Source organism: Streptomyces sp. B21-083, from assembly GCF_036898825.1.
Classification (GTDB): Bacteria; Actinomycetota; Actinomycetes; order Streptomycetales; family Streptomycetaceae; genus Streptomyces.
This window is the reverse complement of record NZ_JARUND010000001.1, coordinates 3299187-3323794: the sequence shown is the minus strand read 5'-3', so window position 1 is coordinate 3323794 and position 24608 is coordinate 3299187. Positions and strand designations below refer to the sequence as shown.

Here is a 24608-nt window from a genome sequence, read left to right as displayed (position 1 = left end):
AGTCAGGGCAATGCCTCTTCTGTGTACGCGGTGCGAGGCGAGCGCGGGGGTCGTGTCGGGACCGTGCCGGAAACTTCGGCCGCCTCACGGGCGGGCCGAGTGGCACAGGACCACTGCCGACGCTCGAGCGCTCGTACCGCTGAGGGTCTCTCCGGATTCCGTACGCATCGTGCCGTACGGACGAGGAGAGCTGTCGGGTCGGAGCCGATCGGGCCACCGACCGGGCATCCTCATTCGTGTGGCCCGTCGAGATACGTCTGTCAACTCAGCGGGCGCATTACCACCATACCCCGGAATCGCGCACATGCGATGGCCGATTCGGTCACGTAGTGGTCGTCACACTGACTGAGCAGGAACTTACGCCTTGCGGCCAGCGGGCTATTGTGCGCTTCATGACGACGCCTGACAACGCCTCCGGTACCCCCGAAACGCCCGCAGAGACTGCGGCCGACACCACTCCCGCACTCACCGGAATCGCCGCCCAGGACTGGGCACAGGCGGCCGTCGACCCGCAGTACCGTGCCGCGGTCGTGGACCTGCTCGGGGCCCTCGCGTACGGCGAACTGGCCGCGTTCGAGCGGCTCGCCGAGGACGCCAAGCTGGCGCCGACACTCGTCGACAAGTCGGAACTGGCCAAGATGGCGTCGGCGGAGTTCCACCACTTCGAACAGATCAGGAACCGGCTCACGGAGATCGGCGCCGACGCGACGCAGGCCATGCAGCCGTTCGTCGCCGCCCTCGACGGCTTCCACAAGCAGACGGCGCCCTCCGACTGGCTGGAAGGCCTTGTCAAGGCGTACGTCGGTGACTCGATCGCCAGTGACTTCTACCGCGAGGTCGCGGCCCGCCTCGACGGGGACACCCGGCAGTTGGTGCTCGCTGTCCTCGACGACACCGGGCACGCGAGCTTCGCCGTGGAGAAGGTTCGCGGCGCGATCGACGCGGACCCGCGCGTCGGCGGGCGGCTCGCGCTGTGGGCACGGCGGCTGATGGGCGAGGCGCTGTCACAGTCGCAGCGCGTCGTGGCCGACCGGGACGCGCTGTCCACGATGCTCGTCGGCGGCGTCGCGGACGGGTTCGATCTCGCGGAGGTCGGCCGGATGTTCTCCCGGATCACCGAGGCGCACACGAAGCGGATGGCTGCGCTGGGGTTGGCGGCGTAGCGCTCCGCTGGGTGCCGGGATCGTCGTTGTTCGGTTGTCCGCGCCGCCGTTGTGGCTTGTCGCGCAGTTCCTCGCGTCCCTGTCGGGGCGCTCTTCTCACGCCGTTGCCGATGACCGACGGAGTCTGGTCTTAGGGCGGAGCAGCAGGGAGAGGGAGGCGGCGGACACGGCTGCCGCGCCCAGCAGGATCAGCACGAAGTGGCCGGCGCTCAGCGCGCTGTGCGTGAGGAAGGCGCCGAAAAGGGCTCCGGCCACACCGGTGGACAGGACCAGATGGCGTGCGGGGAGGCGGTCGGGCAGCCGGTGGGCCGCCGCCCATGCCAGGGCGAGGCCGAGGATCGCGGAGCCGAGCGCTTCCAAGAACATGTCGGGGTCCCTCCCACAGTCTGCCTGCGCGTGACGTTCTCAGCCCGTCATACCCGTGACCTGCGCAGGGCAACCCACTTGTAAGGGTGACGTGTGGTCAACCTGTGAATACGGACCGCCGGTAGGACATGGCCGCGGACATGGGTGGGGCCCGGCGGTTCGACACCGCCGGGCCCCACCCGCATATCTGTCGATATGTGTCCTGCTCTGTCCTACAGCGCGCTGAAGCCCACCTTGCGGACCGTCGGCTCGCCCAGCTCGACGTACGCGAGACGGTCGGCCGGTACCAGGACCTTGCGGCCGTGGTCGTCCACGAGGCTCAGGAGCGCCGACTTGCCGGCCAGTGCCTCGGACACCGCCCGCTCGACCTCTTCAGCGCTCTGACCGCTCTCCAGAACGATCTCGCGGGGCGCGTGCTGCACGCCGATCTTGACCTCCACGGCTATGTCCCTCCGACGGTCAGTGAAGTGCGCGGGCGTCCGCGCCGTACCCAGCACACATTAGCCCGGTGAGGGGACGTACATGTTCCGCCTGGGAACGCCAGGAGCGAACAGCGGGCGGGAACAAACCGGCGGTCAGTGGTGCTCGGTGCCGTGCAGCGGGAAGCCGGCGATGCCGCGCCACGCCAGGGAGGCCAGCAACTGGACCGCCTGATCGCGCGGCACACTGCGGTCGCTGTGCAGCCAGGACCGGGCCACCACCTGGGAGAGTCCGCCCAGGCCGGAGGCGAGCAGCATCGACTCCGAGCGGGAGAGACCGGTGTCCTCGGCGATGACCTCGCAGATCGCCTCCGCGCACTCGTTCGCCACCTTGTCGACGCGCTCGCGTACGGCGGGCTCGTTCGTCAGGTCGGACTCGAAGACCAGGCGGAAGGCGCCGCCGTCGTCCTCCACGTACGCGAAGTACGCGTCCATCGTCGCCCGGACGCGCTGCTTGTTGTCGGAGGTCGACGCGAGGGCCGCGCGGACCGACCCGATCAGGGCCTCGCAGTGCTGGTCGAGCAGGGCGAGGTAGAGGTCGAGCTTGCCGGGGAAGTGCTGGTAGAGCACCGGCTTGCTGACTCCGGCCCGTTCGGCGATGTCGTCCATCGCGGCGGAGTGGTAGCCCTGCGCCACGAACACTTCCTGGGCGGCGCCCAGCAGCTGGTTCCGTCGGGCGCGACGCGGCAACCGCGTGCCCCGCGGGCGTGCCGCCTCAGTTTGCTCGATGGCTGTCACGCCGCCTCCCAATTTCGTCCACATGCGGTGTGCGCCGCGCCGCCATCGTACTTTTCGGTAACCCTGCTGTGCGCGGTACGAGCGCAGAAATTCCTCGACCGAGCGACTGTATGTTCCGGCCTATTTGCTCAAATAGCAATAAATCCGGTGCGGAGCGTGCGAGGTACGGGTTGTGGTGGCGGTTAGCGGTAGTCGTCCTCGTCGAGTTTCACGACGCGGGCCTGTTCCGCGAGGTCGGCCTCGTCGGCGCGGTCGGTGTTCTCGCCGGTCAGTGGGGCATCGCGCTGCGGGGCGACGTCAGTACGCTGCTCGACGGCGTCGTCCGTGGGGGCTTCGACGTCGAACTCGGTGGCGTTGTCCTCGCCCTCGTAGTCCTCGTGGTCCTTCGTCGCGAAGGTCTCGGGGTCGGTGGGGTCGACGGCCATGGTGGGCTCCCTTCCCGGGGATACGGTTTTCCTGCGGGTGCCCACTTACGAGCCTAGGAGACGCGGGATCGGGACGCCAGGTGATCTGAGCCGCGGGAAACCGGCACACCATCCCCTGTGATGCCGAACACACGAACCACTGCGTGATCGTCTCGTAACATTGCCGCATGTCTTCGACCGAGCTGCCGTACGTGCCGGCCACAACTGTGCTCCCGAAGGTGGCGCCCGTCAGGGTCGCGGAGGGTGAGCGGCTGCGCTCGGTCGGTCTGCCGGGCATCACCCTGACCGTGCGTTCGCGGCCCCCCGCGCGCGAGGGACTGCCGCCCGCGCTGTACGTCCACGGCCTGGGCGGTTCCTCGCAGAACTGGTCGGCGCTCATGCCGCTGAACGACGAGCTCGTCGACAGCGAGGCGCTCGACCTGCCGGGCTTCGGCGACTCCCCGCCGCCGGACGACGGCGACTACTCGGTCACCGGGCACGCGCGTGCCGTCATCCGCTACCTGGACGCGTCCGGGCGCGGTCCCGTGCACCTCTTCGGCAACTCGCTGGGCGGTGCGGTGTCGACCCGTGTCGCGGCGGTGCGGCCCGACCTCGTCAGGACGCTCACGCTGGTCTCGCCCGCGCTGCCGGAGATCCGTGTCCAGCGCACCGCGGTGCCGACCGCCCTGCTCGCCCTGCCCGGTGTGGCCCGTCTGTTCACCCGGCTGACCGAGCAGTGGAGCGCCGAACAGCGCGTCCGCGGGGTCACGGCGCTCTGTTACGGGGATCCTGAACAGGTGACGCCCGAGGGATTCCGCAACGCGGTCGAGGAGATGGAGAGACGGCTCCAACTGCCGTACTTCTGGGATGCGCTGGCGCGTTCCGCGCGCGGGGTCGTGAACGCGTACACGCTGGGCGGTCAGCACGGGCTGTGGCGTCAGGCCGAGCGCGTGCTCGCCCCGACGCTTCTCGTCTACGGCGGCCGGGACCAGCTCGTCTCCTACCGCATGGCCCAGCGCGCGGCGCGTGCCTTCCGCGACTCGCGGCTGCTCTCGCTGCCGGACGCCGGACATGTGGCGATGATGGAGTACCCGGAGACGGTGGCCTCGGCGTTCCGTGAACTGCTCGATGACGCAGGTGAGTTGCCGGCGGATGCCGGTACTGTGGCAGCGAGGACGGTCGGCAGCAGGGTCGACGCCGCGAATGCGGGGAGCTGAGACGCGAGGTGGGACGTCACAGCCGCCGTGGGCGAACAGGCGGCAGCGCGAGTACGGGCGACACGGCGAACACCCCCGTGGGTCAACAGGGTCAGAAACCTCAACAGGGGCAGGGTCAAGGGCAGGTTCAGGGGCAGAGTCAGGGACGACAGGGGCAAGGGGGACCGCGGTTCGCCGACGGTACTCCGGCTCACGGGATGCCCCGTTTCCCGGTTCCCGACGGCACTCCCGCTCATGGCTTCCCGCGCCTTTCCGAGGGCGCCCCCGCGCACGGGACGCAGCGTCCCGCGGACGGCACCCCCGCGCACGGCTTCCCCCGTGTCCGGGGAGGCGGACATCCCGAGCAGCGTGAATCCGGCGGCGGCTGGGGCGAGTTCGGCACGCGTGCCGGGGCGGGCCCGGCCATACCGCGTCAGCGTCCCGCGCCCGCACCCACGAACGGTTCCGGCCCCCGGCAGGCGTACGTCGATGCCTTCGAGGAAGCCGGCACGGCCGGCGGTTCCTTCACGGGTGGCGGCCTCCCCACACCCCGCGCCCGGACATCGCATCCGGCCGACACGCCCATCCCGCCCGCCGAGGTGGCGGGCAAGGGCAGGAGCGGCAAGGGGCGGGCGTTCACCGGGATCGCGGCTGCCGCCGTCACCACCGTGCTGGCGGTCGTCGTGGCCGGACAGGTCACCCAGGGTCAGGACGACGACGGGGGCGTGCGGACGCAGACCGCGCTCGGCTCGGGCCAGGACGTCCAGGGTTCCGGGGACTCCGCGGCGCGTACCGACGGTCTCCCCGCCGCGTCCGACGCGCCGGCCGTCGAGACGGCACTGACGTACGACCAGAAGATGGCCAGAACGTACGCGCTCGGGGCGGCCCTCAAGGGCTCGGGGAAGTTCGACGCGATCCGCGGCTTCGCCAAGGCGCCGGGGGCGGGGCAGAAGTACACGTACCGGGTGGACGTCGAGCAGGGGCTCGGGCTCGACGGGCAACTGTTCGCGCAGGCCGTGCAGAAGACGCTCAACGACAAGCGGAGTTGGGCCCACAGCGGCGGTCGGACGTTCGAGCGGATCTCCTCGGGCAAGCCCGATTTCGTGATCACACTGGCGAGCCCGGGCACCACCGCCTTCTGGTGCGAGAAGTCGGGGCTCGACACCACCGAGGACAACGTGTCCTGCGACTCGGCCGCCACCGACCGCGTGATGATCAACGCCTACCGGTGGGCGCAGGGGTCCGTGACCTACGGCGACAAGATCTACGCGTACCGGCAGATGCTGATCAACCACGAGGTCGGCCATCGTCTCGGCTACGGGCACGTGACCTGCGACAAGGACGGGGACCTCGCCCCGGTCATGCAGCAGCAGACCAAGTTCCTCAACCACGACGGGATCCACTGCCGAGCCAATCCCTGGCCGTATCCGGGGAGTTGACGCAGTTCACACCGGTCCCGAAGGCCAGGGACATCGGTACGAAGTACGAGGAGCACCCGGTCTCGTCGGGCCCGTACAAGGTCGTCAGCAACGAAAGTGACGGCGAGCGGCTGATCCTTGAGCGCAACACCTACTGGTCGGCCGCCACGGACGCGGAGCGCAAGGCGTACCCGGACAGGATCGAAGTACGGTCCGGGCTCGACTCGTCGGTGATCAACCAGCGGCTGTCGGCGTCCCAAGGGGCGGACGCCGCGTCCGTCACCACGGACACCAACCTCGGCCCGGCCGAGCTCGCCAAGGTCTCCGGCGACAAGGAACTGGCCGCGCGCGTCGGCACCGGGCACTTCGGCTACATCAACTACCTGGCGTTCAACTTGAAGATCAAGCCGTTCGACAACATCAGGGTGCGGGAGGCGATCTCGTACGCCATCGACCGTACGAGCGTCATCAACGCGGCCGGCGGCTCGTCGCTCGCCGAGCCCGCCACCACCTATCTGCCGAACCAGAAGTCCTTCGGGTACACGCCCTACGACCACTTCCCGGCGGGTGCGTCGGGGGACCCGGCGAAGGCCAAGGAGGTGCTGAAGGAGGCCGGTTACCCGAACGGGCTGACCGTCACCCTGACGCACTCCAACTCCAAGGACTTCGAGACCAGCCCGGAGATCGCGACCGCCGCCCACCCTGCTCGCCGTGGACGGGCTGTCGTTCCGGCTGGCGAAGGGCGCCGCGCTGGGCCTGGTCGGCGAGTCCGGCTCGGGCAAGTCGACGGTCGCGTCCGCTCTGCTGGGGCTGCACCGCGGCACGGGAGCGGAGGTCGGCGGCACGGTCAGCGTCGCCGGAACCGACGTACGGCGGGCGTCCGAGGCCGAGCTGCGGCGGCTGCGCGGGGCGGAGGCGGCGATGGTCTTCCAGGACCCGCTGTCCTCCCTCGACCCCTACTACGCGGTGGGCGACCAGATCGCGAAGGTCTACCGGGTGCACACGAAGGCGTCCAGGCGGCCCGCACGCGCGCGCGGCGTCGACGTACTGGACCGGGTCGGAATTCCGGACGCCCTGCGGCGGTCCCGGTCCCGGCCGCACGAGTTCAGCGGCGGGATGCGCCAGCGCGCGCTGATCGCCATGGCGCTCGCCTGCGAGCCCGACCTGCTGGTCGCCGACGAGCCCACGACCGCGCTGGACGTCACCGTCCAGGCCCAGATTCTCGACCTGCTGCACACGCTGCGCGCGGAGACCGGAATGGGGCTGCTGCTCGTCACGCACGACGTCGGGGTGGCGGCGGAGAGCGTCGACGACGTGCTGGTGATGCGGCACGGGCGCCCCGTCGAGCACGGCCCGGTCGCCGCCGTACTGGGGGCGCCCGCCCAGGCGTACACGCGTGAACTGCTCGCGGCGGTACCGCGCGTGGACGTGAGACGGGTCCCCCAGGACGCCTCCGACGCCCACGAGGTGGTGCTGGAGGCCGCCGGCCTGCGGCGCGAGTTCGGGCGCGGGAAGCGGGCGTTCGCGGCCGTGGACGATGTGTCGCTGACCGTGCGCCGGGGTGAGACCCTCGGGATCGTCGGCGAGAGCGGCAGCGGCAAGACGACCCTCGGACGGATGCTGGTCGGGCTGCTGGAGCCGACGGCCGGCGAGGTGCGCTACGAGGGGCGCGTGCGATCCGGGGCCGGCCCGGCCGTGCAGATGGTGTTCCAGGACCCGGTCTCCTCCCTCAATCCCCGCCGCAGTGTGCCCGCAGGCGATCGCCGATCCCCTGCGGGCACGCGGCGAGAAGGACGAGGGGCGTGTCCGCAGGCGCGTGGGGGAGCGGGTGGGGCTTCGACCCGGCGCTCTACGACCGCTATCCGCACGAGTTCAGCGGCGGCCAACGCCAACGCGTGGGTATCGCACGGGCACTGGCCGCCGAACCCCGCGTCATCGTCTGCGACGAGCCCGTCTCGGCGCTCGACGTCACGACCCAGGCCCAGGTGGTCGCCCTGCTCGGCGAGTTGCAGCGCGAACTCGGCCTCGCGCTGGTGTTCGTCGCCCACGATCTCGCCGTGGTACGCCAGGTCAGCGACCGGGTCGCGGTGATGCGGCGGGGCCGGATCGTCGAATCGGGGCCCGCCGACGAGGTGTACGACAATCCGAGGGCCCCCTACACCCGGCAGTTGCTGGCCGCCGTACCCGCTCTGGACCCGGAGATCGCTGCCCGCCGTCGTGCCGCCCGCCAGGAGTTGACACCCGTCTGACCACACAGGTGTTCGTCACGACTCGTGCGCGAATGATCTCTTAGCGCGACGGAACGCGATCCGCGCGGGAAAGTTACGACCGTTCACCCCTTTTGGTGGTGTGACGGACAACCGTCCGTCACACCACCGTCATGTCCGCATACGTTCGTCCCGCTGCGAGCCGCCGGGTCAACGGCGGCTCCCCACAAGGGAGATCGGGGGTGTGCTCGTGCGCATCGGACTGCTGACGGAGGGTGGCTATCCGTATGTGAGCGGTGACGCCAGACTCTGGTGCGACCGGCTCGTGCGCGGGCTCGACGGACACGAGTTCGACATCTACGCGCTCAGCCGCAGTGAGCGGCAGGAGGACGAGGGCTGGATCGAACTCCCGTCGCAGGTCAGCCGGGTGAGGACCGCGCCACTGTGGACGGCCGAGGACGACGGGGTGGTGTACGGCCGCCGCGCCCGCCGACGGTTCGCCGAGGCCTACGGCGAGTTGGCCGCGGCGCTGTGCGGCGGGCCCGACACGCGGAGGGCGCCGGACGGATCGGCCCCGTCCACCGCTGGGGCGGACCGTTTCGGCAGCGCGCTGTACGGGCTCGCCGAACTCGCCCGGGACGAGGGCGGACTGGTGGGAGCGCTGCGCTCCGAAGCCGCCGTACGCGCCCTGGAGCGCGCCTGTCGTGCGCCCGGCGCCCTGGGAGCGGCGCGCGAGGCGCGCGTCCCGGACCTGCTCACCGTCGCCGCGCAACTGGAACGCGCTCTGCGCCCCCTCTCGCTCGACTGGTACGAGGACGACGGGCTCGGCTCGGTCGACCTCTGCCACGCCGCGGCCGGCGGCCCGGCGGCACTCCCCGGACTGCTCGCCCACCACTTCTCCGGCGTCCCGCTCCTGGTCACCGAGTACGGAGTCCCGCTGCGGGCGCACTACCTGGCCTCGGGCGCCGACGACAGCGCCCCGGCCGTACGGTCCCTGCTGGCGGCCTTTCACGGCCATCTGGCCTCGGAGGTCTACCGGCGGGCCGCGCTCGTCACCCCCGGCAACACGCACACCCGCCGCTGGCAGGAGAGATGCGGGGCCGACCGGGAGAAGCTGCGGACCGTGTACCCGGGCATGGACGCGTCCCACTTCGCGGAAGTGGGCGAGTCACCGGAGACCGCGGACCCCGACACGCTGATCTGGGTCGGCCGTATCGAGCCCGCCAAGGACCTGATCTCCCTCCTGCACGCCTTCGCGGAGGTCCGCAAGGAGGAGCCGAAGACCCGCCTGCGCGTCATCGGCGCGGCCACGGGAGCCGAGAGCGAGGCGTATCTCGGTCACTGCCGGGCGCTGGCAGCGCAGCTCTTCCCCGACGAGGCCGAAGGCATGCACGCGGTCGGCGACAACCCGGTGTCGTTCGAGGAGATCGGCGGCCCCGAGGCGCCGAACCTCACTGAGGCGTACGGGGCGGGCGCGGTCGTCGTTCTGTCGAGCGTCGTCGAGGGCTTCCCGATCAGCCTGGTCGAGGCCATGTTCTGCGGTCGGGCGACCGTGTCGACGGACGTGGGTGCGGTGGTCGAGATCATCGGTGGAACGGGGCTCGTGGTGCCCCCGCGCAACCCGCGGGCGCTCGCCGAGGCGTGCGTGGCGCTGCTGCGCGACCCGGCGCGCCGCGAACGCCTGGGCGCCGCCGCCCGCGCCCGTGCCCTCGAACTGTTCACCGTCGAGCAGAACGTCGAGGCATTTCGCGGCATTTACCTGGAGGTCGTCTCGCGCTGTCCCGTCAGCAGAGTGGTCCTCGACCACACCGGTGAACCGCTCCCGTTCGCCGTCCCGGCGGAGGCCCACGTCGCCGGCCGCTGGACGCAGGCCGGCATAGGCGTGGTGGCCCGTGGCGGGCCCAGCTGGGCGACAGGACGCGCTTCCGCACCGGTACAGGCGACCCCCGTACCGGCCGGGGAGGGCGTGCGATGAGCGAGCTGGGAGAACTGGACCGCCCCGGGACACCGGACAGCCCCGGAGGCTGGGACGAAAACTCGGAGGAGTGGCTCACGGGCGCCGCCGAGACGAACGTACGGGAGACGCGGGAGCACACGCAGACGACCACACCCGCCGCCCGTGCCGCGCGCCGAGGGACCGGAGACCCCGTGAAGGCGCTCATGCACCGACACCGTGAGCTGTGCGAGCGGGCGGTGGATCCCCTGGAGATCGCCGCCGGCCTGGAGGCCCACGGCATGACTGACCGAACGGCCGCCCGCTTCCGACACCGGGACGTGTTCTCGCTGGCCGAGGAGTTGTACGCCCGCGTCTCCCGGGAAACGGAAACGGCACCGCGGCCCACCCCGACGCCCGCACCCCGCGTCCGGGCCGACTGGGTCCTGCTCTCCCTGCTGCCGGGCGCCCTGTGCGCGGCGACGGTGACGGGCCTGCACCTCACCGGCGGCCGGGTCCGGCTGGCCGTGGCGACGCTGGGCGCCCTGGCCGTGACATTCGCCGTACGCGCGGCACTGGGCCGGGGGCCACTGGGCCCGAGGTCCCACCCGGCGCTCCCCGGCACGTACGGCAGCCACACCCCGCCCTTCACGCGCGCGTGGACCTACTGGCTCCTCGCGTACGCCCTCCTGGGCGACGACCTGCTCACCGCCGCGCTGACGGGCGGCCCCGGTGGATTCCCGACGGCCGTCCGGAACCTGTCCACCGCCCCTGTACTGGCCCTCACGCTGGCCTGTGCACCGGCGGCCTGGTGCGCCCACCTCTTCGCGGCGGGAGCCCGTCGCAAGCTGGCCGCCAGCCGTGGCCTGGCGGACTTCACCGCAGCCGTGAAACCCCTCCTCCTGGGCGCCTTCGCGCTGTTCCTCTGCGCGTCGGCGACGCTCGTCGCGCTCTCCGCGACGGTCCTGCGCGAACCGGCGGCCTACACCACGACGGTCAGCCTCGGTGCCCTGCTCCTGCTGGCCCGCCTCCTCACGGCACACGGCTTCACCCACGCCCCGGCAGTGGTCCTCGGCGCGGCGACCGCGACGGAGACGGCGGCCCTGGCCACCGCCTTCGCGTCGCATCTGCCCGGATGCGCCTTCCTGGCCGCCCCCGTGGACGCGGTCGTGGCCGCCTGGGGTCCTGCGGGCATCCCGGCCGCGACCTGCGCGGGGGCCGCCCTGGTCCTCCTGTTCCACGCCACCCGCACGCTGACCAGGGCGTCGGCGCACGCGATGCCGGGTGAGGCCGGATGACGTCCCGGACCACGACCACGGCAGGTGCCCGCTTCCGCGATGCCCGGCCCTCCACCACGAACGACACCCGTAACCCCCGAAGGAGTACACCGATGATCACCTCCCGACCCGGAGCCGGAGAATCCGCCGAGGGAGCCGTCCGATGAGGGTTCTGCTGATCGGAGCCAACGGCTACCTCGGCCGCTTCGTCGCCGACCGACTGCTCGCCGACCCGGCCGTGCAACTCACCGTCCTCGGTCGCGGCGACGACGCCGACGTCCGGTTCGACCTGGCGTCCGGCAGCCCCGGCGCACTCACCCGCTTCCTCGACGCCGTCCACCCCGGAGTGGTCGTCAACTGCGCGGGCGCCACCCGCGGCGGGGCCCGCGAACTCACCCGGCACAACACCGTCGCCGTCGCCACCGTCTGCGAGGCACTGCGGCGCAGCGGCTGCGGCGCCCGTCTCGTCCAGCTCGGCTGCGGCGCCGAGTACGGCCCCAGCCAGCCCGGTTCCTCCACGGCCGAGGACGCCGTCCCCCGCCCCGGCGGCCCGTACGGCGTCAGCAAACTCGCCGCCACCGAACTGGTCCTGGGTTCCGGTCTCGACGCCGTCGTCCTGCGCGTCTTCTCGCCGGCCGGGCCCGGCACGCCCGCCGGCTCCCCGCTCGGTCGCCTCGCCGAGGCGATGCGCCGCGCGATGCAGTCCGGCGACGGCGAGCTCAAGCTCGGCGGCCTGGGCGCGCAGCGCGACTTCATCGACGTACGGGACGTCGCACGCGCCGTCCACGCCGCGTCGCTCTCGGCCGCGCAGGGTGTCATCAACATCGGCTCCGGCCGTGCCGTGCGCCTGCGGGACGCCGCGTCCGTCCTCGCCCGCGTGGCCGGGTACGGCGGCGCGCTGCACGAACTCGACGGCCCGCCCGGCCCCCTGAGGGCGTCCATCGGCCACCCCCGACCCGACCCGGACCACGCGGCCCCCGTCGCGTATCCGTACCCGGACGGCTGCGGCAGCTGGCAGCAGGCCGATGTACGCACCGCACGCGACCGGCTCGGCTGGCGCCCCCGGATCAACCTGGAGGAGTCCCTCGCCGACATCTGGATGGAGGCGGCATGCCGCATCTGACCAGCGCCAAGGCCGGCACCGCGAGCACCGGGGTACGCACCGGCTTCGGCGTCCCGGGCTTCGCGCATCCCCTCGTCGCGCCGACCGAGTGGGGTGAACTCGCCCGACCGGGCACGCCCCTGCACTGGGTCGTCCTCAGCGTCGCCGACGGCCCGGGAAGCCGCCCCGATCCGCACTGTCTGGAGGCCGTCGGCCGCCTGCGCAACGCGGGTGTCCGTGTCCTCGGTCACCTCGACACGGCTCACGGGGCTCGCACGCACGGTGAACTGAGCGCAGAGGCGCAGCGATACCGCGACTGGTACAAGGCGGACGGCTTCCTCCTGGACCGCTGTCCGACCGACCGCGCCGCGCTCCCGGAGATCCGGCGCATGGTCGGCACGCTCCGCGCGGCGGACGGCGACGCGCACATCGTCCTTGGCCACGGCACCCATCCGCACCCGGACTACGCGGAGCTCGCTGACCAACTCGTCACGTTCTCCGGCCACTGGAGTGACTACCGCTGGTCGCAGGTCGCCGAGTGGACCGCCGACCATCCGCCCGAGCGCTTCTGCCACTTCGTGCACGGACTGCCGCTCGGCCATCTCGACGAGGCGCTGCGTATCGCCCGCTGGCAGGGCGCGGCCACGATCTACTTCACCGACCGCACGCACCGCGATGGCCGCGACGACCCCTGGGAGACCATGCCCGGCTACTGGGACGACATCGTCTCGCGCCTCGGAACGGGTGTCTCGGAATGAAGAAGGGCGTGGCAGTGTTACGGGGAGAACAACTGTAGTGATTGACCGACCAACGGAGTCCCCGTGTCGCTGCCACCCCTGGTTGAGCCCGCTGCCGAGCTCACCGTAGACGAGGTCCGCAGGTACTCCCGCCACCTGATCATCCCCGATGTCGGGATGGACGGGCAGAAGCGGCTGAAGAACGCCAAGGTGCTCTGTGTGGGCGCCGGCGGCCTGGGTTCGCCGGCGCTGATGTACCTGGCCGCGGCGGGCGTGGGCACGCTCGGCATCGTGGAGTTCGACGAGGTCGACGAGTCGAACCTGCAGCGCCAGATCATCCACAGCCAGGCGGACATCGGCCGCTCCAAGGCCCAGTCCGCCCGCGACTCGGTGCTGGGCATCAACCCGTACGTCGACGTGGTCCTTCACGAAGAGCGGCTCGAAGCCGAGAACGTGATGGAGATCTTCAGCCAGTACGACCTGATCGTCGACGGCACGGACAACTTCGCGACCCGCTACCTGGTCAACGACGCGTGCGTGCTGCTGAACAAGCCGTACGTGTGGGGTTCGATCTACCGCTTCGACGGCCAGGCCTCCGTCTTCTGGTCCGAGCACGGCCCCTGCTACCGCTGCCTCTACCCGGAGCCCCCGCCCCCCGGCATGGTTCCCTCCTGCGCCGAGGGCGGCGTCCTGGGCGTGCTGTGCGCGTCCATCGGCTCCATCCAGGTCAACGAGGCCATCAAGCTCCTCGCGGGCATCGGCGAGCCTCTCGTCGGCCGTCTGATGATCTACGACGCCCTGGAGATGCAGTACCGCCAGGTCAAGGTCCGCAAGGACCCCGACTGCGCGGTCTGCGGTGAGAACCCGACCGTCACCGAGCTCATCGACTACGAGGCCTTCTGCGGTGTCGTGTCCGAGGAGGCCCAGCAGGCGGCGGCCGGCGCGACGATCACTCCCAAGCAGCTCAAGGAGTGGATCGACGACGGCGAGAACATCGAGATCATCGACGTCCGCGAGATCAACGAGTACGAGATCGTCTCGATCCCCGGCGCCAAGCTGATCCCGAAGAACGAGTTCCTCATGGGCACCGCCCTGGCGACACTTCCGCAGGACAAGAAGATCGTCCTGCACTGCAAGACGGGTGTCCGCAGTGCGGAGGTCCTCGCGGTCCTGAAGTCCGCCGGCTTCTCGGACGCGGTCCACGTCGGCGGCGGTGTGATCGGCTGGGTCAACCAGATCGAGCCGCACAAGCCGGTGTACTGACCCGCGGTTCACCACCCCGTTCGTCGTGTTCGGCCGGCGGGGGTCTCGCGCACCACAGGTGCCCGGGGCACCCGCCACCGTCATGAACAGACCTTGCCGTCCCGCGGCACCGTCCCGTCCAGCAGATACGCGTTCACCGTGGAATCGACACAGTCGCTCCCACTGCCGTACGCCCCGTGCCCCTCGCCCTGCCACGTCAGCACCACGCCGACGCCCTTGCCCAGCTCGTCGGCCATCTTGCGCGTGCCCTCGTACGGAGTCGCCGGGTCCCCGGTGTTGCCGACCACCAGGACGGGCGCCGCGCCGGGCGCGCCGACCTCCGGTGTGTCGTACTGACCGGCCACCGGCCAGTCGTGGCACCAGCCGGCCGTGTCCCAGCCCATGTACTCCCCGAACACGGTCGAGATCTTCCGGAATTCGGGCAGCAGCTTCCTGGTCTGCGCCGCGGTCGGCCGCTGCTTGTCGTCCAAGCACGATATGACTCGTTGGGCGTGCGTCGTCGTGCCGTAGTGGCCTGACGCGTCACGGTCGTTGTAGCCGTCGGCGAGCGCCAGCAGGTCCGATCCGTCGCCCTGCTCGGCCGCGTCCAGTGCGCTGGTCAGTGCCGGCCAGCTCTGCTTGCTGTAGAGCGGTACGAGGACTCCGGTGAGCGCCAGGCCCTGGGTCAGCTTCCGGCCGGAGGACGTGGGCAGCGGCTCGGCGTCGATCCGTTTCAGCAGGGCCGAGATCTTCCGCGAACCCTCCTCCGGGTTCTGGCCCGTCGACTTCAGGTAGTCGTCGAGGGCGCGCTGGAAGCCCCGGGCCTGGTTCTTCGCGTGTCCCACCATGTCGGCGCTCGGGTCGACCACGGCGTCGAGGATCAGCCGACCCACGTTCTTCGGGAACAGGTGGGCGTACACACCGCCGAGTTCGGTTCCGTACGAAATACCGAAGTAGTGCGTCTTCGTGTCGCCGAGGATCTGCCGCATCAGGTCCATGTCGCGGGCGGAGTCGGTCGTCGAGACATGGGCGACGAGGTTTCCGGCGGCCTTCGCGCAGCCCTTGCCGAAGTCGGCCGCGTCCTGGAGGTACGCCTTCTCCTCGGCGGCGTCGTCCGGCGACGGGTCCACCGCCTCGGCGGCCTGGATCTCCTTGTCGCCGCGGCAGCGCACACCTTCGCTGGCCCCGACCCCGCGAGGGTCCCAGCTCACCAGGTCGTAGCGCCTGCGGAGTTCGGAGACCGTGCCGGCGTACGAGGGCATCACGGAGATGCCCGACTGGCCGGGTCCGCCGAAGTTGAACGGGAGGGACCCGATGCGGCTGCCTCCGGTGGCCTTGGCGCGGATGAGTGCCAGACCGATGGTCCCGCCGTCCGGCTTCGCGTAGTCCAGTGGCACCTTGATCGTCGCGCACTGCCAGTCGCTGCCCGGTGTGGGGGAGTCCGACGTGCCTTCGCAGCGGCCCCAGTCGGGCTTCTGCGAGGTCAGCGAGGCCGGTAGCCCGGGCCCGGCCCGCGATGAGGACGTGGCCGACGGTGGCGTGGCGGCGCCGGACCCCTTGCCGTCATCGCTGTCGGATGTGCCGCTGCCGCAGCCGGCCACCAGCAGTGCGGCGGCGGCAGCGGCCGTCCAGCGTACGAAACGAGGCATGTGTGCTTCCCCCCTGCGAGCCTCCGCTCGGATCAGCGGATGGCGGTCCGGCCATAGTAGGCGGATCACGCCGAGGCCGTATCAGCCTGTGGATAACCGTCTGACCTGCACTTTCTAGGAGCAGAGGGTCCCGGTCGCCGGAACCTTCCCGTCCAGCAGATAGCCGTTGACCGCCTTGCGGACACATCGGTTCCCGCTGTCGTACGCGCCGTGCCCCTGCCCCTTGTACGTCAGTTCGACGCCCACGCCCGCGCCCAGCGCCCTCACCATTTTCCGGGCGCCCTCGTACGGCGTGGCCGGGTCGCCGGTGTTGCCGATGACGAGGATCGGCGCCGACCCCGTGGCACTGACGTCGGGGTGGTCGGCGGCGCCCCGTACCGCCCAGTCGGTACAGCTGACCATGGACCAGGCCATGAAGTCGCCGAACAGGGGCGAGGCGGCGCGGAACCCCGGCAGCCTCGACTCGACGTCCGCGACGCTGTAACGCGGCCTCGCGTCGGAGCAGTTGATGGCGATGTTGGCCGCGGTGATGTTGCTGTACTCGCCGTTCCGGTTGCGCCCGTTCATCGAGTCGGACAGCAGCATCAGAACCGTGCCGTCACCGTCGTACGCCTGTTCAAGGCCGTTGGTGAGGTAGGGCCAGAACTCCTGGGAGTACAGCGCCTGCGCGATGCCGTTGGCCGCCGCGCTCTGGGTCAGCTCGCGCGGGAAGATGCCGGGGATCGGCTTGGTGTCGAGATCCTTGAGGAGCTTGCTGATCCGGTCCTCGACGTCCTGTGCCTTGTCGCCGACCGGGCAGTCCTCGGTCTTGGACGTGCAGTCCTCGGCGAAGTTGCCGAGCGCGAGCTGGAAGCCCTTGGCCTGCCCGAGTGAGCCCTGTTCGGGTGTCTGGGTCGGGTCGACGACCGCGTCGAAGACGGCTCGGCCCACCTTTTTGGGGAACAGATGTGCGTAGACGCCGCCGAGTTCGGTGCCGTACGAGATGCCGAAGTAGTGCAGCTTGTCGTCGCCGAGCACCTGGCGCATCAGATCCATGTCGCGGGCCGCTTCGGTGGTGCGGACATGCGGGAGCACCCTTGTGGAGTGCTTCTCGCAGGCGGCGTTGAACTTCCGGGTGTTGTCCAGAAGTTCGGCGCGTTCGGTGGCGTCGTCGGGCGTCGCGTCCTGCTGGAAGTACACGTCGAGCTGCTCGCTGTCCTCGCATCGCACGCCGGCGCTGCGGCCGACCCCGCGAGGGTCGAAACTCACCAGGTCGTAGCGCGGGCGCAGGGTCGCGTAGTCCGTACCGAAGGCAGGGAGCGAGCCGACTCCCGAGCCACCGGGCCCGCCGAAGTTGAAGATCAGGGACCCGATACGCCTGCTCGCGCCGCCGCTCGACTTCGCCCGGATCAGCGCGAGCCCGATCGTGTCGCCCTTCGGCTCGGCCCAGTCCAGGGGTGCCTTCATGGTGGCGCACTGCCAGCCGTCGCCTCCCGGAAGCGGCGACGGCGCCTCACCGCCTCCCTCCGACTCGGACGGCGCCGGACAGTCCCGCCAACTCAGCTTCTGGACCGACAGGTCCTCGTCCGCGGAGCCGGAATCGTCGCTGCACCCCGCCATCACGGACGACAGCAGCAGGGCGGTGACCGTCAGGGCAGCGGCACGCGGCCGGAAGGGGTGGGGCATGCCCCCATCCTGCGGTCGTACCCGGTGGTGCGCTCGGGGCGCGAGCCGTACGAGGTACCGCGTCCGCGCGGAGGCGGACCCGGCCCGGGCCGGGTCCTCTACAGGGAGCCCTTCCGCGTCAGGTGATTGAAGAACAGCCAGCCCGGGAGCACCGGGATCCAGAGGGTCAGCAGCCGGTAGAGGAGCACGGCCGGGGCTGCGACCTCCTTGGGGAGGCCGACGGCGATCAGACCGACCGTCAGGGTCGCCTCGACCGCGCCCACACCACCGGGGGTGGGGGCCGCGGAGCCCAACGCGTTGCCGGCGAGGAAGACGACGGCCACGCTGGCGAGGCTGAGTGAGGTCGACTCGTCGCCGAACGCGCGGATCGACGCGTCCAGGCACATCACGAAGCACGCGGTCAGCAACAGCATGCCGCCGATACCCGTGACCAGCTTCTGGGGCCGCTGGAGAACGTCCAGCATGCGCGGTACGACACCGGCGAACAGCGACCTCACGCGCGTGACGACGAACTTCCGCAGGAACGGCACCGAGGTCACCACGAGGACGAGCACCGCGACCGTCAGCAGGCCCGCGATGACCGTCCGGGACGGCGACAGGGAGGGCGTCTTCTCGGTGCCCGTCAGATAGCCGAACGACAGCAGCATCAGGATGTGGCAGCCGAGCCCGAACAACTGCGACGCGCCGACACTGGCCACCGCGAGTCCGGGACGTACGCCCGCGCGCTGCAGGAAACGTGTGTTGAGGGCGACACCGCCCACCGCCGCGGGTGCCACGATCTTCACGAACGATCCGGCGACCTGCGCGGCCACGGTCCGCATGAACGGCACCCGCTCCGGGACGAACCCGAGCAGACTCATCGCCGCGGCGAAGTAACTCAGCGCCGAGAACAGGACGGCCGCGATGACCCAGCCCCACTCGGCGTTGTCGATCAGAGTGGCGAACTCGATGTGGGTGAGCTGGGTGAGCAGGAAGTACGCGCCGAACGCGCCCGCGATGAAACTGATCAGGGTGCGCGGTCTCACCCGTTCCAGCCGGGCCGGTTCGACCGGTGCCTGCGGTCTGATCAGCAGCACCTGGTGACGGATCTGGGTGAGCAGATCCTCCTCGCGGGCCCCCTCCAACGCCTCGTCGATGGCCCGCTTCTCGGCCTGCTTCTCCGCGCGTACCGCCTTCTTGTCGGGCTTCTCCAGGACGACGGGCCCGGTGTCCGTGTGGTGGGCTGCCTCCAGCCGGTCCTGCCTGGCCTGCTGGGACGCCTCCAGGACCGCCTCGCGCTGACGCTGGGCACGCTCGCGGGCGAGTTTGCGCAGCGTCGCGCGCGTGGAGCGCGACAGCGCGATGGGCTGGAGCATCGGCAGACAGTCCGCCACCGCGTCCGGGCCGAGCACGCCGACCGCGGACGCCACAGCGCGTTCGGCGCCCACACGCAGGCCCAGCGTCGACACCAGCTGGGCGATGTCCATGCGCAGCAACAGGTCCCCGGCCGCGATCTCGCCGACCCGGAGGTCGGTGAGGATCACCTTGCCGGAACGATCCACCAGAATCGCCTCGCCGACGAGCCTGCGATGCGCGATGCGCCGCGACTGCAGGGCCTTCACCTGGTGCCAGGTGTTGCGCAGCAACTCGTCGGTGATGTCCTCGTCGTCCAGGGAGTCGAGTGTGTGACCACCGGTGTGCTCGTAGACGAGCATCACGGCGTCGGGGCCGAGCTCCGAGGTCGCGATCAGCTTGGGCGCGTTGGCCCCGGCGGCGATCGCCGCGTACGCGAGGAGAGCCTCCTGCTCCAGCGCCTGGCGCAGCGACTGGAGACTGCTGCGGGTGGCCAGACCGCGCAACGTGATGTTGCGCCACATGCGGTAGAAGAAGTGCTGCGCCTGTTGCTCGCGGTCGACCACGGTGACGTCCAGCGGGGGGCCGTCCTCCAGGGTGACGAAGTAGCGCCGGCCGCGGTCACCGCTGTCCGCCGTCTCCGGCACCTCCTCACGGGCCGCGCTCACCGGGCGGAAACCGACGTGCCGCAGTCCCGCCATCAGGTTGCGCCCGGTAGGACGCACGTTCGGTGAGCCGACCGCGTACAGCGTTCCGTACGCCACCGACCAGCCGATCAGCACCGTCAGGATGATCGAGAACGGTGTCGTGTAGCCGGTGACCAGCATCGAGAAGGCGTCGAGCAGCAGCACCACCCACAGCACGGCGCGCCAGCGTGGCCGACGGGACATGCCGACGGCCGTCATGTACGCGATGACCGGCGCGAGGTAGCCGTGCACAGGGTCGGTGAGGGCGTGGATGTCGCCGGGAGAGGGCTGGGTCAGCGCCTCCTGGATGGAGCCAGGGGCGGCCTTGGCCACCCACAGGTCGGTGGCGAGGGTCACCCCGTGCGCGAGGACTGCCGCGAGGACACCGTCGGCGATGCGCAGGCCGTCCCGCTTGATCAGCCGCTCGATCGCGAAGGCGACCGGCACCAGCAGGATCGCGATGCTCGACGCCAGACCCGCGATCTTGATCAGCAGGTCGGGCGCCTGGCCGGTGCCCTTGTTGATGTCCTGTTCGAGCCCCGAGGTGGTGCCGTGCGCGAACGCGGCGATCGCGAGCAGGACGACGATCGCGACGACGCCCGCCAGGAGTCGCATGAGATCGGAGGGGCGGTGCACGCGCGCGGGGAGCAGCGGTTCGTCGCCCTCGACCTCCTCGGCATGGGCGTCGTCGTCCACACAGTCGGCGGTCGTCCCGGCCGGTGTCCGCTCGTGTTCGTGGCCGGTGCCGTCCGCATCGGGGCGCGACGAGTCCTCAGAGGTGTCCTCCGCGCCTTCGGGATGCACGCCCTGCTGGTTCATGGTCTCTTCTTGGTCTCGTATCACCGGTCACCGCCCGCACGATGGTGGCATGCCCCACTGACACACAGGGGCATCAGGGTGCGGTGCGGGGGCGCACAGTCTGCCGCAAGCTCCGCTCCGGGGCGAGAGACACCCACGGTGGCCGCCTCGTCACATTGTCGGTGGGGTGGGGCAGGATGGGCCGGATGAGCGACGAGAGCCTTCCGGCGGACGCCCTGCCGGAGTACGCCGAGCGGGCCTTGGAGGCCGCTGAGCTGATCCCGCCCGGGCGTGTCATGACGTATGGCGATGTGGCCGAGTGGCTGGAGGAGGGCGGACCGCGCCAGGTCGGACGCGTGATGGCCCTCTACGGAGGGGCTGTTCCGTGGTGGCGGGTCGTCCGCGCCGACGGTGTGCTGCTCCCGGGCCACGAACTGGCGGCCCTCGACCACTACCGCTCGGAGGGCACGCCCCTGAAGGAGGCGAGCAGGGCCGCCGAAGGGCATCTGCCGCGCCTCGACATGAGACGGGCGCGGTGGGACGGCGGCGGGCGGGCGGAGGGTCACACCTGACAGCTTCCGCCATCGGGCGGGCATCAGGGGGACCTGTGGCCCGTACGGGGTAAACCGGGCACGTCCGTGCCATGGCGTACGTTCGTGGGGCGAGGGGCCCGGGTGACGCTCGGGGCGGGTGGGAACAAGCGGAAGTCCTGCTTCCGAACCGCCTGTCGGCGTACCGTCGGCAGCACCCACCCCCCTCACCCCCCGGCCACCGTCCTCCACGCGGTCAGCCAACCAGCACACCCACCAGGACCGGCGAACCACGTGAGCTCCTCTTCCTCCACCAGGCGCCTGTCGCACCCCAAGGGGCGACAGGGGAACCGTGGCGCTTACCGACTGGTGCGCACCCCGCCACCGCGGCAGGATCCCCCTCGTCTTGACGCCGCACAGCGCGCGGTGGTTGACCACACGCGGGGCCCACTGCTCGTCCTCGCGGGCCCGGGTACCGGGAAGACCACCACCCTCGTCGAGTCCGTGGCGGCCCGCATCGCCCAAGGCGGGGACCCCGAGCGGATCCTCGTGCTGACGTTCAGCCGCAAGGCGGCCGTCGAACTGCGCGACCGGATGGCTCTGCGCATCGGAGCCGCCCACGCTCCTCGCGCGACCACCTTCCACTCCTTCTGCTACGCGCTGGTCCGCGCCCATCAGGACAGCGACCTGTTCGTGGAACCCCTGCGGCTGCTCTCCGGCCCCGAGCAGGACGTGGCCGTACGCGGACTGCTCGCCGGCCAGCCCGACCTGGAACGGCTCGGCCTGGCCCATGTGCGCTGGCCGGACGAACTGCGCGCCTGCCTCACCACCCGCGGCTTCGCCGACGAGGTCCGCGCGGTCCTCGCCCGCAGCCGCGAACTGGGCCTCGGCCCGGACGCCCTGGATGCCTTCGCCCGGCGCATCGGCCGCCCCGACTGGCGTGCCGCCGCCGCCTTCCTGGCCGAGTACCTCGACGTCCTCGACATGCAGGGAGTGCTCGACTACGCGGAACTCGTGCACCGCGCGGTGCTCCTCGCGGGGCGCCCCGACACCGCCGGGCAGCTCGCCGCCCGCTACGACGCCGTCTACGTGGACGAGTACCAGGACACCGACCCGGCCCAGGTCAGACTGCTGCACGCGCTCGCCGGAGGCGGCCGGACGCTCGTCGCCCTAGGCGACCCCGACCAGTCGATCTACGCGTTCCGCGGCGCGGACGTCAACGGCATTCTGGACTTCCCGCAGGCCTTCCCGCGCGCGGACGGCCGCCCTGCCCCGGTCGAGGTCCTCAGGACGTCCCGCCGCTCCGCCGCCACCCCACTGACCGCCACCCGCCTCCTCACCCAGCGCATGCCCCTGAGCCGCCTCCCGGCCGAGAAGGTCCGCGCCCACCGGGGACTCGTCCCGCTCCGCGACGGAGGCAGCGTCGAGGTCTGCACGTACCCGACGTCCGGCACGGAGCTCGACAACATCGCCGACATCCTCCGCCGCGCCCACCTGGAGGACGGTGTCCCCTGGGGCGAGATGGCCGTCCTCGTGCGCGCGGGCGGCCGTACGATCCCGACACTCCGGCGCGCCCTCACTGCCGCCGGCGTCCCCCTGGACATCGACGGCGACGACCTGCCCCTGCGCCACGAACCGGCGGTGGCGCCGCTCCTGACGGCGCTCCGGGCGGTGGCGACCGCGGAGGCGTCCGGAGCGGGCGAGGAGACGGGCACCCACACGGCGAGGGACGGCGAGTCCGATGACGCCGACGTCGCCCTGCCCGGAGCCGCCGCCTGGCTCGGCACCGAAACCGCCCTGGCCCTCCTCACCTCCCCCCTCGCCGGCATGGACGCCGCCGATCTGCGCCGCCTCGGCCGCGCCCTCCGGGAGGAGGAACGAACCGCCGGCAACCCCGTCCCGCCGCCCTCGGACGAACTCCTGGCCCGCGCGCTGGCCGAACCCGAACGCCTGGTCGCCCACGACCCGACATACGCGCGGGGCGCCCAGCGCCTCGGCGCGCTCCTCAGAAAGGCACGGGAGCGCCTCGCGGGGGGCGGCACGGCCGAGGAGGCCCTCTGGGACCTCTGGAACGGCACACCCTGGCCAGGACGCCTGGAGCGGGCCGCCCGGCGTGGCGGCGCGGGCGGGCGCAACGCCGACCGCGACCTCGACGCCGTGTGCGCGCTGTTCGCGACCGCCGCGCGCGCGGAGGAGCGAACCGGCGGCCGGGGCACCCTGAACTTCCTGGAGGAGATCGACGCCGAGGACATCGCCGCGGACACCCTCACCCGCCGCGCCGTGCGCCCCGACGCCGTACGCCTGATGACCGCGCACCGCTCGAAGGGCCTGCAGTGGCGCCTCGTGGTCGTCGCCGGCGTCCAGGAGGGGCTGTGGCCCGACCTGCGCCGCCGGGGCTCCCTCCTGGAGGCCGACCGCATCGGCCGTGACGGCCTCGCCGAACCGCTGACCCCGGGAGCCCTGCTCGCCGAGGAACGGCGGCTGTTCTACGTCGCCGCCACGCGCGCGCGGGAACGCCTGGTCGTCACCGCTGTGAAGGCTCCCGCCGACGACGGAGACCAGCCCTCCCGCTTCGTCACCGAACTCGGTGTCGAACCCAAGGACGTGACGGGCCGCCCACGTCGCCCTCTCTCCGTCGCGGCCCTCGTCGCCGAACTGCGCGCCACCACGGTCGACCCGTGCGTCTCCGCCTCCCTCAGAGAGGCCGCCGCCCGCCGCCTGGCCCGGCTCGCCGCGCTCACCGACGAGGAGAGCCGCCCGCTCGTGCCGTCTGCCCACCCCCACCGCTGGTGGGGCATGTACGAGCCGACCGAGAGCAAGGTCCCGCTGCGTGACCGCGACCAGCCCGTCGTGCTCTCCGGCAGTGCCCTCGACCAACTCGCCAACACCTGCGCCCTGCAGTGGTTCCTGGGCCGCGAGGTGAAGGCCGACGCCCCCGCGACCGCCGCCCAGGGCTTCGGCAACGTGGTGCATGTCCTCGCCGACGAGGTCGCCTCCGGACACACCCCCGCCGACCTCGACGTCCTCATGGAACGCCTCGACTCCGTGTGGAACGCGCTCGCCTTCGACGCGCCCTGGAAGTCCGAGCAGGAGAAGGAGCACGCGCGCGTGGCGCTCGAACGCTTCCTGACCTGGCACGTCGACTCCAGGCGAACCGGCCGCACCCCCGTGGCCAGCGAGCACGACTTCGACGTGACCCTCGAAGCCGGCGACTACGAAGTGCGCATCCGCGGTTCCATGGACCGCGTCGAGGCCGACGGCGAGGGCCGCGCCTACGTGGTCGACTTCAAGACCGGCAAACAGACGCCCACCGCCGCCGAGGTGGCCCGCCACCCCCAGCTCGCCGTCTACCAGCTCGCCGTCCGCGAAGGTGCCGTCGACGACGCCTTCGACGGCGTACGCCCCGAACCGGGCGGTGCCGAACTCGTCCAGCTGCGCCAGGGCGCCGCCAAACGGGACGGCGGCGAGACGCTGCCCAAGGTGCAGGCCCAGGCCCCCCTCGACGGAGGGGCGGAGGCAGGGGCGGAGGGCGAGTGGGTCGGCGACCTGCTGGCCACCGCAGCGGGCAAGGTGCTCGACGAACGCTTCACTCCGACGACGGGCCAGCACTGCGCCCACTGCTCCTTCCGGGCGTCGTGCAGCGCCCGTCCCGAAGGCCGGCAAGTGGTCGAGTGACACGCGCTGTC

Annotated in this window: 17 protein-coding genes and 2 pseudogenes; 12 read left to right on the top strand and 7 right to left on the bottom strand. The window is 71.3% G+C overall.

Features of this window, described 5'->3' with window-relative positions; all coding sequences use genetic code 11:
* The first annotated feature begins 392 nt into the window (after positions 1–392).
* A complete protein-coding gene (locus QA861_RS14795) occupies positions 393–1163 on the top strand; it encodes a ferritin-like fold-containing protein (RefSeq protein ID WP_443041481.1) in 771 nt (256 codons plus the stop codon).
* Between the two features lie 96 nt (positions 1164–1259).
* Here the strand turns inward: QA861_RS14795 and QA861_RS14790 are convergent, their stop codons facing one another.
* The 4 genes from QA861_RS14790 to QA861_RS14775 form a co-directional block, all read right to left on the bottom strand.
* Complete coding sequence (locus QA861_RS14790) at positions 1260–1529, bottom strand: hypothetical protein (RefSeq protein WP_334588785.1); 270 nt, start codon at positions 1527–1529, stop codon at positions 1260–1262.
* Positions 1530–1741: 212 nt separating this feature from the next.
* A complete protein-coding gene (locus QA861_RS14785) occupies positions 1742–1969 on the bottom strand; it encodes a DUF3107 domain-containing protein (protein ID WP_164409182.1) in 228 nt (75 codons plus the stop codon).
* 135 nt (positions 1970–2104) lie between these two features.
* Complete coding sequence (locus QA861_RS14780) at positions 2105–2746, bottom strand: TetR/AcrR family transcriptional regulator (protein ID WP_334588784.1); 642 nt, start codon at positions 2744–2746, stop codon at positions 2105–2107.
* Between the two features lie 182 nt (positions 2747–2928).
* Positions 2929–3171, bottom strand: coding sequence for an Rv3202a family protein (locus tag QA861_RS14775; protein ID WP_334588783.1), 243 nt, complete (start codon positions 3169–3171; stop codon positions 2929–2931).
* A gap of 167 nt (positions 3172–3338) precedes the next feature.
* On the opposite strand from QA861_RS14775, the gene QA861_RS14770 reads away from it, so the two are divergent.
* From QA861_RS14770 to moeZ, 9 genes and pseudogenes are all read left to right on the top strand, one after another.
* Positions 3339–4367, top strand: a complete 1029-nt coding sequence (locus QA861_RS14770; protein WP_334588782.1) for an alpha/beta fold hydrolase — start codon at positions 3339–3341, stop codon at positions 4365–4367.
* Positions 4368–4564: 197 nt separating this feature from the next.
* A complete protein-coding gene (locus QA861_RS14765; RefSeq protein WP_334588781.1) occupies positions 4565–5785 on the top strand; it encodes a DUF3152 domain-containing protein in 1221 nt (406 codons plus the stop codon).
* Positions 5785–6507 (top strand): annotated as a pseudogene (locus tag QA861_RS14760) (ABC transporter substrate-binding protein); the annotation flags it as partial. The gene QA861_RS14765 and the pseudogene QA861_RS14760, both read left to right, overlap by 1 nt.
* A pseudogene (locus tag QA861_RS14755) lies at positions 6467–8013 on the top strand (dipeptide ABC transporter ATP-binding protein). The pseudogenes QA861_RS14760 and QA861_RS14755, both read left to right, overlap by 41 nt.
* 208 nt (positions 8014–8221) lie before the next feature.
* A complete protein-coding gene (locus QA861_RS14750; protein ID WP_334590557.1) occupies positions 8222–9946 on the top strand; it encodes a DUF3492 domain-containing protein in 1725 nt (574 codons plus the stop codon).
* Positions 9943–11202, top strand: coding sequence for a hypothetical protein (locus QA861_RS14745; protein WP_334588780.1), 1260 nt, complete (start codon positions 9943–9945; stop codon positions 11200–11202). The genes QA861_RS14750 and QA861_RS14745 overlap by 4 nt, the downstream gene beginning before the upstream one ends.
* A gap of 142 nt (positions 11203–11344) precedes the next feature.
* Complete coding sequence (locus QA861_RS14740; RefSeq protein WP_334588779.1) at positions 11345–12304, top strand: NAD-dependent epimerase/dehydratase family protein; 960 nt, start codon at positions 11345–11347, stop codon at positions 12302–12304.
* Complete coding sequence (locus tag QA861_RS14735) at positions 12292–13041, top strand: spherulation-specific family 4 protein (protein WP_334588778.1); 750 nt, start codon at positions 12292–12294, stop codon at positions 13039–13041. The genes QA861_RS14740 and QA861_RS14735 overlap by 13 nt, the downstream gene beginning before the upstream one ends.
* Positions 13042–13104: 63 nt before the next feature.
* Complete coding sequence (moeZ, locus tag QA861_RS14730; RefSeq protein WP_334588777.1) at positions 13105–14283, top strand: adenylyltransferase/sulfurtransferase MoeZ; 1179 nt, start codon at positions 13105–13107, stop codon at positions 14281–14283.
* Positions 14284–14363: 80 nt separating this feature from the next.
* On the opposite strand, the gene QA861_RS14725 is transcribed toward moeZ, so the two are convergent.
* From QA861_RS14725 to QA861_RS14715, 3 genes are all read right to left on the bottom strand, one after another.
* Positions 14364–15911 carry an alpha/beta fold hydrolase gene (locus QA861_RS14725; protein WP_334588776.1) on the bottom strand — a complete coding sequence of 516 codons (1548 nt, stop codon included), beginning with the start codon at positions 15909–15911 and terminating at the stop codon, positions 14364–14366.
* Positions 15912–16025: 114 nt separating this feature from the next.
* Positions 16026–17576: an alpha/beta hydrolase gene (locus QA861_RS14720; protein ID WP_334588775.1), complete on the bottom strand. Its 1551-nt coding sequence runs from the start codon at positions 17574–17576 to the stop codon at positions 16026–16028.
* A 98-nt stretch (positions 17577–17674) separates the two neighbouring features.
* On the bottom strand, positions 17675–20413 hold the full coding sequence (locus QA861_RS14715) for a lysylphosphatidylglycerol synthase domain-containing protein (RefSeq protein WP_334588774.1): 2739 nt from the start codon (positions 20411–20413) through the stop codon (positions 17675–17677).
* A 185-nt stretch (positions 20414–20598) separates the two neighbouring features.
* Between QA861_RS14715 and QA861_RS14710 the strand changes: the two genes are divergently transcribed.
* Positions 20599–20964 carry an MGMT family protein gene (locus tag QA861_RS14710; RefSeq protein ID WP_334588773.1) on the top strand — a complete coding sequence of 122 codons (366 nt, stop codon included), beginning with the start codon at positions 20599–20601 and terminating at the stop codon, positions 20962–20964.
* A 252-nt stretch (positions 20965–21216) separates the two neighbouring features.
* On the top strand, positions 21217–24597 hold the full coding sequence (locus QA861_RS14705; RefSeq protein ID WP_334588772.1) for an ATP-dependent helicase: 3381 nt from the start codon (positions 21217–21219) through the stop codon (positions 24595–24597).
* Positions 24598–24608 lie beyond the last annotated feature (11 nt).

What these genes read in the sequence shown, in the direction of transcription:
- QA861_RS14795 (WP_443041481.1), top strand. Translation starts at nt 393, where the DNA reads ATGACGACGCCTGACAACGCCTCCGGTACCCCCGAAACGCCCGCAGAG.
- QA861_RS14745 (WP_334588780.1), top strand. Translation starts at nt 9,943, where the DNA reads ATGAGCGAGCTGGGAGAACTGGACCGCCCCGGGACACCGGACAGCCCC.
- QA861_RS14735 (WP_334588778.1), top strand. Translation starts at nt 12,292, where the DNA reads ATGCCGCATCTGACCAGCGCCAAGGCCGGCACCGCGAGCACCGGGGTA.
- QA861_RS14775 (WP_334588783.1), bottom strand. Translation starts at nt 3,171, where the DNA reads ATGGCCGTCGACCCCACCGACCCCGAGACCTTCGCGACGAAGGACCAC.
- QA861_RS14770 (WP_334588782.1), top strand. Translation starts at nt 3,339, where the DNA reads ATGTCTTCGACCGAGCTGCCGTACGTGCCGGCCACAACTGTGCTCCCG.
- QA861_RS14790 (WP_334588785.1), bottom strand. Translation starts at nt 1,529, where the DNA reads ATGTTCTTGGAAGCGCTCGGCTCCGCGATCCTCGGCCTCGCCCTGGCA.
- QA861_RS14740 (WP_334588779.1), top strand. Translation starts at nt 11,345, where the DNA reads ATGAGGGTTCTGCTGATCGGAGCCAACGGCTACCTCGGCCGCTTCGTC.
- QA861_RS14725 (WP_334588776.1), bottom strand. Translation starts at nt 15,911, where the DNA reads ATGCCTCGTTTCGTACGCTGGACGGCCGCTGCCGCCGCCGCACTGCTG.
- QA861_RS14765 (WP_334588781.1), top strand. Translation starts at nt 4,565, where the DNA reads ATGCCCCGTTTCCCGGTTCCCGACGGCACTCCCGCTCATGGCTTCCCG.
- QA861_RS14720 (WP_334588775.1), bottom strand. Translation starts at nt 17,576, where the DNA reads ATGCCCCACCCCTTCCGGCCGCGTGCCGCTGCCCTGACGGTCACCGCC.
- QA861_RS14710 (WP_334588773.1), top strand. Translation starts at nt 20,599, where the DNA reads ATGAGCGACGAGAGCCTTCCGGCGGACGCCCTGCCGGAGTACGCCGAG.
- QA861_RS14715 (WP_334588774.1), bottom strand. Translation starts at nt 20,413, where the DNA reads ATGAACCAGCAGGGCGTGCATCCCGAAGGCGCGGAGGACACCTCTGAG.